The 16,070-nt window shown below is 70.3% G+C and carries 10 protein-coding genes and 2 tRNA genes; 9 read left to right on the top strand and 3 right to left on the bottom strand.

What is annotated here, in order from left to right:
- Nucleotides 1-101: 101 nt before the first annotated feature.
- The 5 genes from WMF12_RS38620 (at nucleotide 102) to rpsI (ending at nucleotide 3,631) form a co-directional block, all read left to right on the top strand.
- Nucleotides 102-1,862, top strand: coding sequence for an ATP-binding protein (locus WMF12_RS38620; RefSeq protein WP_437853252.1), 1,761 nt, complete (start codon nucleotides 102-104; stop codon nucleotides 1,860-1,862).
- 176 nt (nucleotides 1,863-2,038) lie between these two features.
- Nucleotides 2,039-2,125: transfer RNA gene (locus tag WMF12_RS38615), tRNA-Ser, on the top strand.
- A 105-nt stretch (nucleotides 2,126-2,230) separates the two neighbouring features.
- A tRNA-Ser gene (locus tag WMF12_RS38610) sits at nucleotides 2,231-2,315 on the top strand.
- A gap of 465 nt (nucleotides 2,316-2,780) precedes the next feature.
- Nucleotides 2,781-3,230: a 50S ribosomal protein L13 gene (rplM, locus tag WMF12_RS38605; protein WP_012240013.1), complete on the top strand. Its 450-nt coding sequence runs from the start codon at nucleotides 2,781-2,783 to the stop codon at nucleotides 3,228-3,230.
- 8 nt (nucleotides 3,231-3,238) lie between these two features.
- Complete coding sequence (gene rpsI / locus WMF12_RS38600) at nucleotides 3,239-3,631, top strand: 30S ribosomal protein S9 (RefSeq protein ID WP_437711475.1); 393 nt, start codon at nucleotides 3,239-3,241, stop codon at nucleotides 3,629-3,631.
- Between the two features lie 180 nt (nucleotides 3,632-3,811).
- On the opposite strand, the gene WMF12_RS38595 is transcribed toward rpsI, so the two are convergent.
- A complete protein-coding gene (locus WMF12_RS38595) occupies nucleotides 3,812-5,917 on the bottom strand; it encodes a peptidoglycan DD-metalloendopeptidase family protein (RefSeq protein ID WP_437853251.1) in 2,106 nt (701 codons plus the stop codon).
- A gap of 117 nt (nucleotides 5,918-6,034) precedes the next feature.
- Between WMF12_RS38595 and WMF12_RS38590 the strand changes: the two genes are divergently transcribed.
- Nucleotides 6,035-6,907, top strand: coding sequence for a tetratricopeptide repeat protein (locus tag WMF12_RS38590; RefSeq protein WP_437853249.1), 873 nt, complete (start codon nucleotides 6,035-6,037; stop codon nucleotides 6,905-6,907).
- A 3-nt stretch (nucleotides 6,908-6,910) separates the two neighbouring features.
- The gene (locus WMF12_RS38585) at nucleotides 6,911-8,167 is read left to right on the top strand and encodes a DUF2062 domain-containing protein (RefSeq protein ID WP_437853247.1); all 1,257 of its coding nucleotides are present in this window, start codon (nucleotides 6,911-6,913) and stop codon (nucleotides 8,165-8,167) included.
- 1,228 nt (nucleotides 8,168-9,395) lie between these two features.
- Here WMF12_RS38585 and WMF12_RS38580 read toward each other — a convergent pair.
- Entirely contained in the window at nucleotides 9,396-9,848 is a 453-nt protein-coding gene (locus WMF12_RS38580) for a DNA-binding protein (RefSeq protein WP_272102708.1), read from the bottom strand.
- Nucleotides 9,849-10,362: 514 nt separating this feature from the next.
- On the bottom strand, nucleotides 10,363-10,494 hold the full coding sequence (locus WMF12_RS38575) for a hypothetical protein (RefSeq protein WP_437741715.1): 132 nt from the start codon (nucleotides 10,492-10,494) through the stop codon (nucleotides 10,363-10,365).
- 1,723 nt (nucleotides 10,495-12,217) lie between these two features.
- Here WMF12_RS38575 and uvrC point away from each other — a divergent pair.
- Together uvrC and WMF12_RS38565 are read left to right on the top strand one after the other, a co-directional pair.
- The gene (gene uvrC / locus WMF12_RS38570; protein WP_437853245.1) at nucleotides 12,218-14,446 is read left to right on the top strand and encodes an excinuclease ABC subunit UvrC; all 2,229 of its coding nucleotides are present in this window, start codon (nucleotides 12,218-12,220) and stop codon (nucleotides 14,444-14,446) included.
- A 281-nt stretch (nucleotides 14,447-14,727) separates the two neighbouring features.
- A complete protein-coding gene (locus WMF12_RS38565) occupies nucleotides 14,728-16,065 on the top strand; it encodes a serine/threonine-protein kinase (protein ID WP_437853242.1) in 1,338 nt (445 codons plus the stop codon).
- Nucleotides 16,066-16,070: the final 5 nt, after the last annotated feature.

The following is a 16,070-nucleotide window of genomic DNA, read 5'->3' as shown; positions in this document are numbered from 1 at the left end:
GCGCGCAGCGCTCCTCTGCGGTGCGCGCCCCTCCTTCTTCAGCGCGGGCGCCCCCGCGCCGCGCCTGCGCGCCCGCGCTGGGCCGCGGCTATGCTGCGCGCATGCGCATCCCCGGCAGGACGGAGCGGCGGGTCGTCGCGGCCATCCTCGTGACCGCCCTGATCCCGCTCGTCGCCAGCATCGTGGTCGCCAGGACGGTGATCGCGCGGGTGTCGGCGACGGCGTTCCAGCCTGAGTTCGGCGTCCACCTGGACAGGGCGCTCGGCGTGTACGCCGAGCTGGCCGCCGCCATCAAGCAGGGCATGCGCTCCGAGGCCGACGCGATCGTCGCGGCGGACCCGCTGCGCGAGACCGCCTTCACCGGCGACGCGCAGCGCCTCGACGCCGAGCTTGCGCGCATCATCGCGGCCCACCCCGCGCTGGTCTCCCTCCGGGTCGAGCGCTGCGGCGGCGATCTCGTCGGAGCGCGCGAGCGCGGCCGCCCGGTGGATCCGGCGCACGAGAAGACGCTCACCGTTCGGAAGGCGATCGCGCGCGCGCCCGGCCACGCCGCCGAGCCCGGCGATCCCGCGCCCGACGACGGCGGCTGCGACGGCGACGCGCGGACCCTCGTCGCGACGTTCGCCGCGCCGAGCGCGCGCTTCGACGAGCTCGACGCGGCGCAGGCGTTCGCGCAGGCGTACCACGCCCTCGAGCGGGAGCACCGGAAGGAGTACCTCGACGAGAGCTACGGCGACGCCTTCGCCGCCCTGCTCGGCGCGACGATCGTCCTCGCGATCCTCGCCGGCGTGCTCGTGGCGCGCCCCGTGGTCGACCGCATCGCGCGGCTCGCCGCGGCGACCCGGCCCGTCGCGGAGGGCGACCTCTCGGTGCGCGTGGGGCTGCAGGGCGACGACGAGGTCGCCGATCTCGGCCGCGCCTTCGACCGCATGCTCGAGGAGCTCGAGGGCAGCCGCGCGCGGATCGAGTTCCTCAAGCGCATGGGCGAGTGGCAGAAGATGGCGCGGCACCTCGCGCACGAGATCAAGAACCCGCTGACCCCGATCCAGCTCGCCGTCGAGGAGTGTCACCGGCGCTATGCGGGCAGCGACCCGGCGTACCAGCGCTTGCTCCAGACGACGCTGGAGGTCGTCGAGGAGGAGGTCGGCACCTTGCGCCGCCTCGTCGGCGAGTTCTCCAATTTCGCGCGGCTCCCGCGGGCAGAGCTCGAGCCCTCGGATCTCGCGGAGTTCCTGCGCGAGCAGGGCGAGCGCTTCGCCGCGGTCGAGGAGGCGGGGCGCGAGCACGCCTCGGACGAGGCGCTGCTCGGGCGCGTCGATCTCGAGTTCGATGTGCCGGATGTCCCGATGCCGGCCGCCCTCGATCGCGAGATGCTCCGGCGCGCGCTCGGCAACATCGTGCGCAACGCGGCGCAGGCGCTGCGCGACGCGCAGCGAGCGGCGCCCGGCGGAGGTGCCCGAGAGCGCCCGGGCGCCGCTGTGTGGGGCAGCGTTCGCGTCTCGGCGCGGAGCGAGGGGCAGAGCCACCTCATCGCGATCGACGACGACGGCCCGGGCATCGATCCCGCCGTGCGGGACTCGGTGTTCGATCCGTACGTCACGACGCGGTACGACGGCACGGGGCTCGGCCTGAGCATCGTGAAGAAGATCGTGGTCGATCACGGCGGCACCATCGACGTGCTCGAGTCCCCGCTCGGAGGCGCGCGCTTCGTCATCCGGCTCCCGCGCGCAGGCACGCCTGCGGCGCGCGCCGCGCTCGGGGCCGAGGCCTTCTCCGACGGCGATCGCGAGCCTGCGTCCGACGGGGCCGCTCCGACGCGGCCAGCCGCTCGCGGAGGGCAGGCGCCGCGCGGGGCGGGGTAGGGCCGCGCCCGCCGGTGCGGCGAGCGCCAGAGAGCCGCATGCTGGACGACGAGCGCTGCCCGGGAGCGCGCTCCGGGCTGCTCGCGGGGGGCCTCGGCGCCGAAAGCGCACCTCCAGACCGGTCGGTGGTCAGGAGATGCTTGACCAGCCGGCCCCGCTTTGCCATGTTCGCCGGCGGAGAGGTGACCGAGAGGCCGAAGGTGCCTGATTCGAAATCAGGTGTACCCGCAAGGGTACCGCGGGTTCGAATCCCGCTCTCTCCGCTACGCTTGGCTGCTTGCCCCCGTTGAAGCAGGTGGGCTCTGACCGCCCGCTCTCTCTCGAGCGGCGCCGGTCCGGCAGAAGCGGGGCGCGTTGAAGTTGTATCGGGAGAGGTGACCGAGTGGTCGAAGGTGCACGACTGGAAATCGTGTGTACGGCAACGTACCGCGGGTTCGAATCCCGCCCTCTCCGCTGAGCTGAACCGTCGAGCGACTCCTTGCCGTGATGAGCTCCTTCAAGCGAGCCAGCAGGACGTCGGCGACCGATGTGACGTGAACGATGAGCGATGAGACGGATGGGCCGGTCGCTCGACCGCCGCGTCTGCTCATCGCAGTGTTGCCTGGCGCGGCGTTCGAGGGGGAGCTTTGGGCTCGTTCGCCGTCGATGCGGCCAAGGGGCTGCCTGGTTCAACGCCTTGGCGAGCTGGATGATCGGGGAAATAAGAGAAATCTGGGAGCCCGAGACAAGCCAGCGGTGCAAGGCGGAACGGACGGAACGGACGGAACGCCGACGGCTTGTCGACAAACCCCGCTTGACCAACCCTCGCCGGACGATGACGATGCACCCGCAGAAGCCTGAGATGCTTGACAGGCGAAGGGCCGCCTTGTAGAAGTGGCGCCCCTTTTTGGCAGGCGCACTTCCGGAGTTTTTCGCCCAATGAATCCTCAGCCCAAGTCCTTTTCCGCCAAGCCTGCGGAGGCCCGCAACGAGCGTACGTGGTGGGTGATCGACGCGGAAGGCAAGCCCCTCGGCCGCCTTGCCAGCCGCATCGCCACGGTGCTCCGCGGCAAGAACAAGCCCACGTTCACGCCGCACGTCGACACCGGCGACTTCGTGATCGTCGTGAACGCCAAGAAGGTCCTTCTGACGGGCCGCAAGCTCCAGCAGAAGAACTACGTGCGGCACAGCGGCGAGCCGGGCGGCTTCCGTTCCGAGTCGTACGGTCACCTGCTCGAGCGCAAGCCGGAGCTCCCGATCCAGAAGGCCGTGAAGGGCATGCTCCCGAAGAACGTGCTCGGGCGCGAGCTCCTCACCAAGCTCAAGGTCTACGCCGGTCCCGATCACCCCCACGCGGCGCAGAAGCCGCAGCCCCTTAGCTACAGCTGAGCAAAGCCATGACGGAAACGAGAACGTACGCCACTGGTAAGCGTAAGACCGCCGTTGCGCGCGTCTTCCTCTCGCCGGGCACCGGCAACATCAAGGTGAACCAGAGGCCCGCTGACGATTACTTCGTCCGCGAGACCTCGCGCATGGTGATGCGTCAATCGCTGGAGCTGCTCGAGCTGCTCGAGCAGTTCGACGTGAACGCGACCGTGGTCGGTGGCGGCCACAGCGCGCAGGCCGAGGCGATGCGGCACGGCATCGCGCGCGCCCTCTGCGAGCTCGATCCGGAGCGCAGGCCGTCGCTCAAGCGCGCGGGCTTCCTCACGCGCGACGCGCGCAAGAAGGAGCGCAAGAAGTACGGCCAGCCCGGCGCCCGCAAGCGCTTCCAGTACTCGAAGCGGTAGCAGGCCTGGGCCGCCGCCCATCGGGATGGACGGCATGGCAAGGACATCGAGGACGCGAGGGTTTCCCCCTCCGCGTCCTCTGTGCGTTTTGTCTGCCCGATGCCGCGAAGGCGCCGAGGACGGGACAGCTTGTCCCTCGGCGTCTCTTCTCATCGAGCGGACCCCTCGGCCCGCTCGGCGTCACATCGCTTCCGGCGGGCTCTTGAGATCGGCGCCTTCGATGAGCTCGCCCTCGTCGTCCCCGGCGCCTTCCGGCGGCTGCGCTTCTTGCTCGTTCGGTCCGCTCGGTCCGACGTCCGGTGCCGCGGCGGCCGCGGCGGCCGAGGCCTCGCTGCCGGTGGCCGCGAGCGGCGGCGAGGGAGGCTCTGCCGCCTCCGGCTTCGCCGGTTCGGGCGGCGGCTCGGGCAGCGGGATGGCGTCGAGCCGCTTGTCGAGCGCTTCCTTCGCCGCGGCGAACGCCGCGCGATCGACGCCGGGCATCACGCGCTCTCCATCGAGCTGGAGCGTCTCGGCATCGAAGTACTTGCCGTCCCTCTTCGCGCTGAAGTGAAGGTGAGGGCCCGTCGAGCGGCCCGTCGACCCGACGTAGCCGACGAGCTGGTGGGTACCCACCTTCATGCCCGCCTTGATCCCGGGGGCATACCTCGACAGGTGCGCATAGCCGGTGGTGACCCCGTTCGCGTGCGTCACCGTGACCAGGTTGCCACTCGGACCCGCCGGACCGACCCAGTCGACCACGCCGCGGTACGCCGAGTACACCGGCGTTCCCATCGGCGCGCCGAAGTCCGTCCCGTTGTGGGGCATCCTCTTCTTCAGCACCGGGTGCATCCGCTGCGGGTTGAACCTCGACGTCACGGGCGCGCCCGGGACCGGCGCGCGCCAGCCGCCGGCGTGCGGCTGCCGGCCGCGCTCATCGAACGTGCCGCGGGCCTCTTGCCCCTTGAAATCGTAGATGCGCACCGGCTTCTCCGCGGGATCCGCGGGCCGGTACTCGAGCGCGATGACCTTCTTGTACCGGGAGAACATCCCGAGCGCCGTCTCTTCGACGGCGATCAGCCGGACCGTGCTCCCTTCCTCGAAGCTCTCCGTCGAGAGGCGCCCGTTCAGCGCGTCGTCGATCACGTCGAGCACGCCGGGCTCCAGGCCCCCCGCCCGGATCGCGTTGGCGAGATCCTTCCCCACGTAGAAGGAGGCGACGACCTCCTCCTCGGCGATCTTCATGTCGAGCGTGGCGCCCGTGAGCAGCCCGGCCGCGTCGTCCCTCGCCTGGTAGATCTCACTCGCCGAGACCTCGTACTCGAAGGCGCGGACGCGGCGCGTGGAGCGATCCATCGCGACCGTGAACCGGTCCTTGCGGCCGCACTTGTCGAACTTCCGCAGCCCGTCGAAGGCCTTCATGATCCGGTAGATCTGCGCCTTCGGTACGCCCTTGTCGTCGAGCGCCGCGATGAACGACCGGCGGTCCATCACGTCGCTCACCAGGAGCACGGAAGGATCCTTCCCAAGCTCGGAGATCCGCCATGGGCCGGGCAGCGGGGTGCGCTGCTTGGTCTTCACCTCGGGCACGGAGGACGGCCTGGCGGTCCCGTCCGTACCTGCTGCCGAGGTCGCCGGGCTCGCCGCGACCAGCGCGCGCTCGTCGCGCACCGGGACGCCCTGGATCAGCAGCGCGATGAGCGAGGTGAGCGTCGCGAGGCCGAAGATGCCGCCGAAGACCGCGGTCATGCGCGGCGACAGGTGCGGTCCTGGAGGGGGCCGGCTGAGGCCGGGTGGAAGCCGCGGGCCGTCCGTCGAACCGGGGCCCGCGTGGGGACCGCCGTCCATGAGCGATGGCGTCCGCAGGGGCTGCACGCGCGGATCGCTGCCGCGCGACCAGGGCGCCGATGCGCGCCCGCGAGAAGAAGGAGGAGGGAGCTGCGGCGGCCACGTCGACGCGGCGCGCGCGCGAAGCTCGCTGCTGCGCGACCAGGGAGCGGCCGGAGCGCCCTCGCCCCGGCGATTGCCCTGAAGCGGCGCCGTCAGCGGCGGCGTGGCCGGTCTGCTGGGGGCGTCGAGCGCGTCATCCGCGACGTCCGCGACGTCCTCGGCCGCGCTGATGCGCACGATCTCCGCGCGCGGCGCGTCCTGCGGGACAGCAGCTCCGGGCTCCACGCGCGGCGCGTCTTGCGGGACAGCGGCGCCAGGCTCCGCCGCGCTGCCGGCCTCTCCGCTCCGCCCCCTGGCGCGGTCCTCGGCGTCCGGCGCTCCGGAGGCCTCGAGCGGGTTCTGGGGTACTGCACTCGGCACGCCGACGTGCGTACCAAGGCATCGACGGGGTTGCAACCGCGCGACTCCCCGGCCGACGCAAGGGTTGCGCGGAAGGCGGATCCCATCGTACGCCGGTCGCGTAAGCTGACGGGCCTGATGGACGACCGGCTGAAGCAACTTCTGGTTCTCGGCAGGGAGCACTACGAGCGGCGCGAGTACGATCTCGCGGAGCACGCCCTGCGGCAGATCATCGAGAAAACCGACCGCTTCGCGGACGTCTACAACATGCTCGGCGTCATTCTCCACGAACGCGGTGATTTCCTCGCGGCCGAGGCCCACTTCGAGCGCGCGGTGCAGCTCAACGCGCACTACACGGAAGCGCTGCTGAACCTCGCCGTCACCTACAACGACCTCGGCAAATACGAGGCCGCGCGGCAGGTCTACTCTCGCATCCGCCGCGGCGAGGGGGGAGGCGGCATCCTCGACCCGTTCGCGCGCGGCAAGATCGCCAACATGCACGCCGATCTCGCGCAGGCCTATGCCGACGCCGGTTGCGCGCAGGAAGCGATCGCCGAGCTCACGCGGGCTGTGGCGCTGTGTCCGACGTTCGTGGATCTTCAGCTGCGCCTCGGGACGATGTACCGCGACGCCGGGAATCTGGCGCTCGCTCGCGAGCATTACGCCGCCGCGCGCGACGCGAACCCGAAGTACGCACCAGCGCGCGTGCTGCTCGGGGTCGCGCTGCTCTCCCTTGGCGCGCCCGATCAGGCGAGCGCCGAGTGGCGCGAGGCGCTCGCGATCGATCCCGACAACAGGACGGCGAAGATGTACCTTCGCACGCTGGAGGCGCAGCGGAGCAGGCGCGCTGCGGGCGCTGTGTCAGGCGAGCCGGCGCCGGCCCCCGCGGCGGGCGGTACGTGGGACGCGCTCGACGAGGCGACACCCACGACCGTGAGCGACATCCTCTCCAAGACGACGGCCGATGCAGCAGGTGAGACGGATCGTGCTGCACGGGAAAGCAAACCCTGAACGTTGGCGAATTACTCTCTCCTCCGAGAGGAGGCGCGCCGCGCGTGGCGTGAGCTCCGTGGCAGCGAGCTGTCCGCCGGCCGGACCGCTGTGGCGGTCGCGATCGGCCTGTTCATCGGGTCGCAGCCGATCTTCGGCTGCCACACGCCGCTCGTGCTCCTCCTCTGCCTGTGGTTCCGTCTGGATGCAGCGATTGCTTGGGTCGCTGCGAATATCTCCAACCCCTTGTTCGCGCCAGCGCTGCTCACGGCGGAGGTCCAGGTCGGAGCGTACCTCCGTACGGGTCGCTGGCTGCGCCTTTACGAAAAGATGAGCTGGGCGCAAGCGCTTTCGGACTTCCCCGAGTACATGTTCCTCGGCGCCCCGGTGGTCGGGCTCGCGCTCGCGGCGCTCGGCGGCGGCCTGATCTTCGTCCTCGTCACGCTGAAGCGGCGCCGCGCTCCCTCGCAGCAGAGCAGCAGGATGGAGCCGTATCGGCTCCCCGGGGATGCGCCGCCGTGGGTCCACGCGGTCGAGCGCGTCGCCGGGAGGTACAGCCCGCCTGAGGGCGCCACGCCGGCGCAGCGTACCCGCTTTCACTATGTCCGCTTCAAGCTGCTCGGCGACCCCATCGCCCGGTTGATTGCCGACATCGCAGGCGACCGCCCCGGCGCGCTCGGGGAGGTCCTCGATATCGGGACCGGGGCTGGCCAGCTCCCGATTCTCCTGCTCGAGCTGGGGAGGGCCGAGCGCGCGCGTGGGTTCGACTGGGACCGAGCCAAGATAGAGGACGCCCGGCGCGCGGCCGGCGAGGGCTCCGGCGCATCTCTCCCGCGCTCGTCCGGGTCGTCCGGCCCGCCCGGCCCGCAGCGCGCGGCCCACGCCCGCCCTCCGCTGGACGCCGAGTTCTGGTGCGCAGATGCGCGCGAGGCCGAGCTCGGAACTGCAGACACCGTGCTGCTCATCGACCTGCTCCACTACTTCCGCGTGGAAGAGCAGGACGCGATCCTGCGGCGCGCGGCGGCCGCGGTTCGTCCGGGCGGGCGCCTGCTCGTCCGCGAGGCGGACACGGACCGCGGCTTGAGGAGCTCGATCACGCTCCTTGAGGAGCGTGTCTTCACCGCGCTTCGATTCAACCGGGGCGAGCGTGTGCGCTTCCGTCCCGCCCGAGAGATCGCGGCGCTCCTCGAGCAGCTCGGCTTCTCCTGCGAGACGGTGCCCGCCTGGGGGAAAACGCCCTTCTCGAATGTCCTCATCGTCGGGAGCCGAGCCCAGCGCTGAGCCCGAGTCGCCGTTCCCCGGAGCTCTCATCCTCCCACCGCCGTCACCGCGCCCCGAGCGTCAGCGGTCGTTGCCGGGGTGTCCGATCCGGCGTGCGGCCTCTTGTGCATCGCCCAGTTTTTCGATCACCGCGGATGGTTAGAACCTGTCCAGTCGGTTGTCGCGTTGGTCTCGCGGCTCCTTTCGGACCATGAGCCGCGCTATCGGGTGGAACGACCGCCCTGATGGCACAGACCATGCTTGTCCCACGGGCTTGGCGGCGGAGCGCGCTGTCCATGTCCCTTCCTGATCGCTAGAGGCCGATAGGCCTCCGGTGGCTCCTCCTTGCCAGGCGTCCGGCTCGCCCACATTGCAAGCCCGCACTATCCGCCTGGGGCGTCCTGTCCAGGTGTCCGTGAAGGTGCGTTGAGCTTCGGGCCGGCCAGGTCCAGTGCGGCTCCGAGGGCGCCGCGTGATCGTCGAGAAGGGCGCCGGATGGGCGGAGCGGGTCAGGCGTTCACAGCAACGACGCTTGCGCGGCGCCGATCGTGCTCTGCCATGTCGGCAGTCCCGGCCACGCTCACGGCCCCACGGAGCGAGCACCGCCGGGCGGGAGTCCGGCCCTGGATGACCGGACTCCTGCGCCGCGTCGCGCCGGTGACGCTCCCTTTCGTTTCCCTTGGAGCTCCGCCCCGCTTCACGCCCCAGCGTCCGCTTCGAGGCCGCGTCATCGCCACGTGACAGGAGACCCGACGCGATCGCTGATGCACGAAACTAGATGTGGTGGTCCTTCGATGATGCCCCACGATATGTTGGGGGCTCAGGGGGTCATGACGTGGTGGTCTCTCCCGATCCGAGGTCGACAAGAGCACGGGCATGGCGGCTCGGTAACCCAGCGTCCTGGGCACCAGAGCGGACATGTGTGCACAGACGCGATCGCGGAGCGCCGCCGCCTGTGTCGTGTCACCAGGCGGATCCGCTCAGCAGCGGTCGGGCGGCAGTTGACGCGCCTTACGCCCGGATTTCTCCGTCGTCCTACGAGGAGACGACATGGCTTGGCGGGACTTCCTGAGGGGCATCCAGCGGCGTGTACGGCTGCGGAGCTTGCTCCGCTCCGAGGTGCGACGTCTCCGCGCCTGCCGGGATAGCTCCCGGCTCGCCGCGATTTCCCCTGCTGGGCTTGCGGGAAGGCGGGACGTCGACCTCGGTCGGTTTGGCCGGACCCTTCTGGAGAGCGTCGATGCCGGCTTCAGCGGGAAAAGTACTTGGTAGCCCGCTTCTCTCCTTTCGACGTGATCTTCTTCTCGACGAGCAGCTTCCGAATCGGGAGGGTCAGCTCCTTCGTGGTGGTGCCCAGATCCTTGGCGATCTGCTCGACGCCCTGGCCGCTGTTGCTCCGGATGTGCTCCAGGACCTTCTGCGTCATGGCGGCGAGCTCTTCCTTCGAGCGCTTCTCGCCCTTCTTGCGGGTGGGCTTCGCAGCGCGAGCGGGGCGACCGACCGCCTTCTTGACCTCCGCAGGCTGCTGGGGAGCGGCCTTGGCTCGACCCACCTTGCGCGGCGCGGCGGCCGCAGCGACCGGCTGGCCCTCGCCTCGCAGGGCGTTGGCGACGGCCTCGAGAGCCGCTTTGCGGACAAGTCCGCTCAGCTGAGAGACGAATGCATCAACGTGGCTTTTGATCTCGGTTTCGACGTTGTTCATTGGATCTCGCGTCCCATGAATAGCTAGAGTTGTCAACTGCTGAACAGCACCTTGCTTGAAAATAATTCGAGAGGTGTCCCCTCAACGTGCGTCAAGAACCCGCGCTCGCCACCTCCCCGTCGGGTCATCGGATGCTGGGGGCGACCGGTCGAGCCGGACTCCAGCCACCTCGTCTCCCTGGCGACGTCGCGCCGCGAAGCCAGGCTTCGCCCCAACCCAAGAGGGTGCGATGGACAGCGCCGTGCTCCTCTCTGCACCGCGCTCCCGCTTTGGATGCCGCGGCGCGCGTGCCGTGGGCAGCCCCGTAACCGAGGGGAGCCAGCGACATTCCCATGAAGATCTGCTTTCCTGTGCTCCGGACACACGCGCCCCACCGCGCAGCGGCCGAAGCGGGCGCCTGACCGAGGGACCGTGGAGGAGCCCGACCCCCCGGGTGGAGCGCCCGCGATAAGGAAAGGTGTCATGGCCGAGGTCGCCGTTCCAGGCGACCCCGGTGAGCTGGAGCGGCAGCCTTTCACTTCTGCACTCCACCCTGCTCCGGCGGCGTAACCGTATGCCCGAGCTCTCGTCTCCCGACCGAGCCGCTCTCCGGGATCGACCGCAACGTGTCGGCCACCGAGCCGCCCTCCGGCGGTGTCGACGTCATGAGGGCTACCCCACCCACCTGCCAGGACATCCCCCTGGCTGATCGGCGCGGCGGCCCGACGCGGTTGCTCCCACCCACGTTGCAGCCCCCAGGCCATGTCGCCTCCGGTCTGGCTGCGTCTTTTTGCGGCTGTGCTGGAGCTGCCCAGCCTCCGGCCGAGTCTCCCAAACCGCTCGCCGTGCCCGAGCTCCGACGGCCGCCCCGGCAAGCCGGAAGTCGTCCTGCGGGAGGCCACGAGGCCGCCGCTCCTGCTCAGCCGCTCATCCTGATTCAGGGGGTGACACTCGTGCTGGGCACCAGGGTGACGCTCGCCCGCGGCTCGCCCCCGTGCGAGGGGGCAGAGCTCACCGTCGCCGCCGAGGGCGACATCGATCCCCCGAGCGGGGCGGTGGTGATGGACGCTGGTGGACAGTTCGTCACTCCTCGGCTGTTCGACGCGCACTCCCACCTCGGGGGCCGCCCGACACCAGGCGCGGCGGCGCACCTGGACGGCAGCGAACGAAAACCAGACACGGGGCCGGTGGCGCCGCAGGCTCAGTTCGCCGATGCCTTCTGGCCCCAGGACCCGGGTATCGAACGGGCAGTCGCTGGTGGTGTTACGACCATACAAGTCCTTTCGGGTTCAGGCAACCTGATTAGAGGGTGCGCGGTAACGATGGAGCTCCGACCGGGCATCGGTCCTCCCATCCGCCCTCCGAGCTTCCTCCGAGCTTCCTCCCAGGTTCCTCCCTGATTCCTGCCAGATGCTTCCCAGACGCTCGCCACCGTGGCGCCCGGCGGGCTGAAAGTGGCTTGCGGGGAGAGCCCGAAGCGCAGCTACGGCGGGGACAAGCGGGCACCGATGGCCGGTACGGGCAACCTCGCTCTCCAGCGGGCGACCTCTCTCAAGGCCAGGAAGCTCCAGACGGACTGGGCGCGATGGAGCGACCGGGAGTCGCGCCGGATTGCGACCGAGGCGAAGACGCCGTCGTCCGCCAGGCCACGAGGCAGGAGCGCTCGACACCCGAGACCTCCTCCCGCGAAGATCCTGCCGTCGAGCCTACTGCCTGCTCGAGGGCGTGTCTCGCGTCGACGTGGGCGCGGCGCGCCATCACCGCAGTCGCCAGCGCCGCCTCCTACACGGGCGATCGCGCGACGTGTGACGGCGGCGCACCGTGATCGGGTGGCCTCACGAGAGCGGCGCGTCAACACGCGGCGCGCGCGGCTCACGTGATCAGGGCGCTCGCGCGCGCTGCGCGGCTCACGTGATCAGGGCGCTCGCGCGCGCTGCGCGGCTCACGTGATCAGGGCGCTCGCGCGCGCTGCGCGGCTCACGTGATCACGGCGCTGCGTGGCTCACGTGATCAGCCCGCCCGCATGCGCCTCGCGCGGCTCACGTGATCACGACGCCCGCGTGCGCGCGCCGACGGCAACGCGGTGCGCGACGGACTCCGCCCCGCCGCGCGGTGGTGATCGCCCGCAGTCCGGCCGGCGCGTTCGTGTCGTCTTCGCTTCGGCTCGAACCTGTCCTCGCGAACGTCGCGGTCGGGTCGGGCGACTCGCCCGACATCTCGACCTGGGCGTTCTGCCCCGTCGCACCGAGGCGAGCGGCGCCGCGTCACATGACGGCGTTTTTCTAGATGTAAAGGAGAACCGGCGCGGGCCGCGTCGGCCGCTCTCCACGGGAGCAGCCGTGATCGCGGCGCTTGCTGCCGGCGCGCGCGACTTCTAGATCGTTCCGGCCGTGGTCAACCCGAGCGCCAAGCAGGATCCCGAAGCCCTCCTCGCCGCCAAGCTCGCGTCGCTCCCGACGACGCCGGGCTGCTATCTGTTCATCGACAAGGCCGGCGCCGTCGTCTACGTCGGCAAGGCGAAGAGCCTGCGCTCGCGCGTCCGCAGCTACTTTCAGGAGAGCGGGAGCGACGCCAGGTACTTCATCCCGATACTCCGGAAGATCGTGGCCGATCTGGAGACGGTGGTGACCGCGACCGAGAAGGAAGCGGCCGTACTGGAGAACGAGCTCGTCAAGCAGCACAAGCCGCGGTTCAACGTCAAGCTGCGTGACGACAAGGACTTCCTTTGCCTCAAGCTCGACACGCAGAAGGCGTGGCCGATGCTCGAGACGGTCCGCCGTCCCGCCCCGGACAAGGCGCGCTATTTCGGGCCCTACCACTCGGCGACGAGCGCGCGGCGGACGCTCCACCTGGTCAACAAGCACTTCCAGCTCCGCACCTGCTCCGATACCGAGATGGCGTCGCGCCGGCGTCCCTGCCTGCAGTACCAGATCAAGCGTTGCCTCGCGCCCTGCGTGATGGATGTGGACCGGGAGCTCTATTCGGAGATGGTCCGCTCGGTCGCGCTCTTCCTCGAAGGGCGCCACGACGAGCTCACGGGCGAGCTCACCACGCGAATGCGGGACGCGTCGCGGGAGCTCGAGTTCGAGCGCGCTGCCATCTACCGCGATCAGCTCCGGGCGGTCGAGGCCGTCCGCGAGGCCCAGCGCGTCGTCTACGTGAAGGACGTCGATCAAGACGTGGTGGGCATCTACCGCGAGGGGACGCTCGTGGAGGTCGAAGTGATCTTGGTGCGGAGGGGGCGCGTGACAGACACGCTGTCCTTCTCGCTCCGCAACATGGAGCTGCCGGACGACGAGGTGCTCGGCGGCTTCTTGAACGAGTACTATGGCGTCGCGTCCACCACGATCCCCGATGAGGTCCTCGTGCCGGTGTTGCCCGACGGCGCGGAGGGTGTTGCGGAGTGGCTCGGCGATCGGCGGGGCCGCAAGGTGGCGCTCTTCGTGCCTCAGCGCGGGCCCCGCGTCGATCTGCTCAAGATGGCGAGCGAGAACGCGGCTCACGCGTTCCGGGAGAAGCAGCGGAGCTCCGACGATCTCGAGGCCCGGCTCGAGGAGATCAGGGAGCGCCTTCGTCTCCCGACGCTCCCGCGTCGCATCGAGTGCTGCGACATCTCGCATCTCGGCGGCGGCGACACGGTGGGATCGATCGTGGCGCTCCTCGATGGTCAGCCGGACAAGAAGCGCTACCGCAGCTTCAACGTGAAGAGCGTGGCCGACGGCGACGACTACGCCGCGATGTACGAGGTGCTCTCACGGCGCTTCCGCCGCGGAAAGGCCGCCCGGCAGGCGAGCCCCGCGTCCACCGCAGACAGCGAGGCCGCCCTCGGCGCCGAAGGCGCGCCCGAGAGCGACGTGATGGAGGGCGTCACCGAGAGCGACATGATGGAGAGCGATCCGGCGGAGAGCGACGCGCTCGAGAGCGATGCGACGGAGGGCGACCTGGCTGACGAGGACATCGGCTCGGCAACAGCGAGCGACGCTCCGCCGGAGACGGAAGGGACGCCGGTGTCCGCTGCCGCGGAGCGAGAGAGCGCCGCCTCGGGGGGTGATGTGTCGAGGCGCGCCGAGGCCGGCGGAGGCGAGTGGGATCTTCCAGATCTGTTCGTCGTCGATGGTGGGCGCGGCCAGCTTCAGGTGGCGCTGTCGGCGGCGCGCGATCTCGGCCTGCACGGTCTCCCGATCGTCGGTCTGGCGAAGGAGCGGGAGACGCAGACCGGAGAGAAGCTCGTCGACCGCGTCTACCTGCCTGGCCAGAAGAACGGTATCCCGCTCCGATCCACGAGCTCCGCCCTCTTCTTCCTGGCGCGCGCGCGCGACGAGGCGCACCGCTTCGCAAACCACGCACGCAAGCGGCTCGGCAAGGCGCGGCGCCTCCGGTCCGAGATCGAGGACATCCCGGGGCTTGGCAGCGCGGTGAGGACGGCGCTCCTCCGGGAGCTCGGTTCCATGGAAGGAGTTCGTCGCGCGACCGACGCTCAGATCCTGGCGGTGACAGGGGTCACCAAGCGACACCTGTCAGCGCTGCGCAAGGTCATCCCGTCTCCCGAGTCCTCGCAGCCCGACGCGCCGGCCGAGGACACCGGTGATCTCTCCAAGGCACGGGGGCTCACGCGCTGAGCGCGACCGGCCCGTTCCGCGATGGATCGGTGAAAGATCACGCTGCGACCTGAACGGCGTTCCGGGTTGAGCGCCAAGGCGTTCTCTGCGACGATCCGAACACCAGGCGCCCGGTCGCATTCCGGACGCACGCGGTCATTTTTCGATCAAGAGCACCACCTGGCACACCGAGCGCTTCGTGCGGACCCGACTTCGTGGGCGGGCCGCGGCGGGCCGCGCTCGGGGGGCTCGATTCCCGGCGGGCGCTGCCTCGCTCCGGGGTTACGCGGCACGTGAGCACCATGGGAGAAGTACGCGCTGGCCACACGCTCGGTCGCTATGAGCTCCTCGTCCCCATCGCGCTCGGGGGCATGGCCTCGGTGTGGGCCGCTCGAACGGGCGGCCAGCTCCCCAGGATCGTCGCCGTCAAGCTGCTGCGCGCCGAGCTGAGCGACGATCCCGACTTCGAGGCGATGTTCCTCGACGAGGCCACCCTGGTCTCGCAGATCCATCACCCGAACGTCGCGGAGACCATCGATGTGGGCGAGGAGGACGGCGTCCTCTACCAGGTGATGGAGCTCATCGACGGCGAGCCGCTCAACCTGGTTCTCCGCGAGAGCAAGGCGCGCGGCGGTCTGCCGCTCCCCTTCGCGCTCCGCATCGTGGCCGAGGCGGCCCTCGGCCTGCACGCCGCGCACGAACTGCGCGGCCGCGACGGCAAGCCCGTCGGCCTCGTCCACCGCGACGTCTCGCCGCAAAACATCCTGGTCGGATACGACGGGTCGGTGAAGATCCTCGACTTCGGCGTCGCCAAGGCCGCCTCGAACCTGCAGCGAACCCAGGTCGGCCAGGTGAAGGGCAAGTACGCGTACATGTCGCCGGAGCAGGCGGGCAGCGAGCCCATCGATCGGCGCACCGATGTGTTCACGCTCGGGATCGTCTTCTATCAGCTCGTGACGGGCAAGCACCCCTTCCACGCCGAGAACGATCCTGCGACGGTGCGCCGCATCTGCGACAAGGCGGCAGCCGAGCCGCCGCGGACCCTCGTCCCGTCGCTCCCGGAGGACGTCGGGCGCATCATCATGAGGATGCTCGCGAAGCCGAGGGATGAGCGCTTCGCCACGATGGCCGAGCTGCGCCAGTCCATCGAGCAGCTGTCGCCAGCGACGCCCATCGCCACCTCGGATGAGCTCGCTGTGCTGATGCAGCAGATGCTCGGCCCGCGTGGTGAGCGGCGGCGCGCCGCGATCCAGGAGGCCATGCAGATCGCGCGCGAGCGCGCGATCGACTTCGACTATCCGCAGTCACAGCAGAGCTCGCCGCAAGCCGCCGCTCAGCCCGGGCGCGCGAGCGCAGAGCGCGGCGCCGGCCCACCGCAGGGCGCTCGGCCGGCGCCGCCGACGTCCGACGAGGGCCGCGCGCGGCGCTGGCTCGTCCCCGCGACCGTCGGCCTCGTGGTCCTCGTGGTGCTCGCGGGCGCGCTCCTCCTGCGCTCCTCGCCGCACGGCGGCCCGCCGCGCCAGCGGGGCTCTCTGCTCGTGCCCAGGGCGGGCTCGATCAAGGAGCCGCTCCTCAGGGCCGCGCGCGCCGCATCGAAGGCGCCGCGCGGCGGCTCCGATGTGACGCGGGCCGCACCGTAGCCGCG

The organism is Sorangium sp. So ce363, from assembly GCF_051520435.1.
GTDB classification, from domain to species: Bacteria; Myxococcota_A; Polyangia; order Polyangiales; family Polyangiaceae; genus Sorangium; species Sorangium cellulosum_B.
Note: the sequence above shows the minus strand (reverse complement) of the source record. Positions and strands in the feature narration are given on the sequence as shown.

Coding starts and splice junctions, on each gene's coding strand:
- WMF12_RS38620 (WP_437853252.1), top strand. CDS start 102: ATGCGCATCCCCGGCAGGACGGAGCGGCGGGTCGTCGCGGCCATCCTC.
- rplM (WP_012240013.1), top strand. CDS start 2,781: ATGAATCCTCAGCCCAAGTCCTTTTCCGCCAAGCCTGCGGAGGCCCGC.
- rpsI (WP_437711475.1), top strand. CDS start 3,239: ATGACGGAAACGAGAACGTACGCCACTGGTAAGCGTAAGACCGCCGTT.
- WMF12_RS38590 (WP_437853249.1), top strand. CDS start 6,035: ATGGACGACCGGCTGAAGCAACTTCTGGTTCTCGGCAGGGAGCACTAC.
- WMF12_RS38580 (WP_272102708.1), bottom strand. CDS start 9,848: ATGAACAACGTCGAAACCGAGATCAAAAGCCACGTTGATGCATTCGTC.
- WMF12_RS38575 (WP_437741715.1), bottom strand. CDS start 10,494: ATGACGTCGACACCGCCGGAGGGCGGCTCGGTGGCCGACACGTTGCGG.
- WMF12_RS38565 (WP_437853242.1), top strand. CDS start 14,728: ATGGGAGAAGTACGCGCTGGCCACACGCTCGGTCGCTATGAGCTCCTC.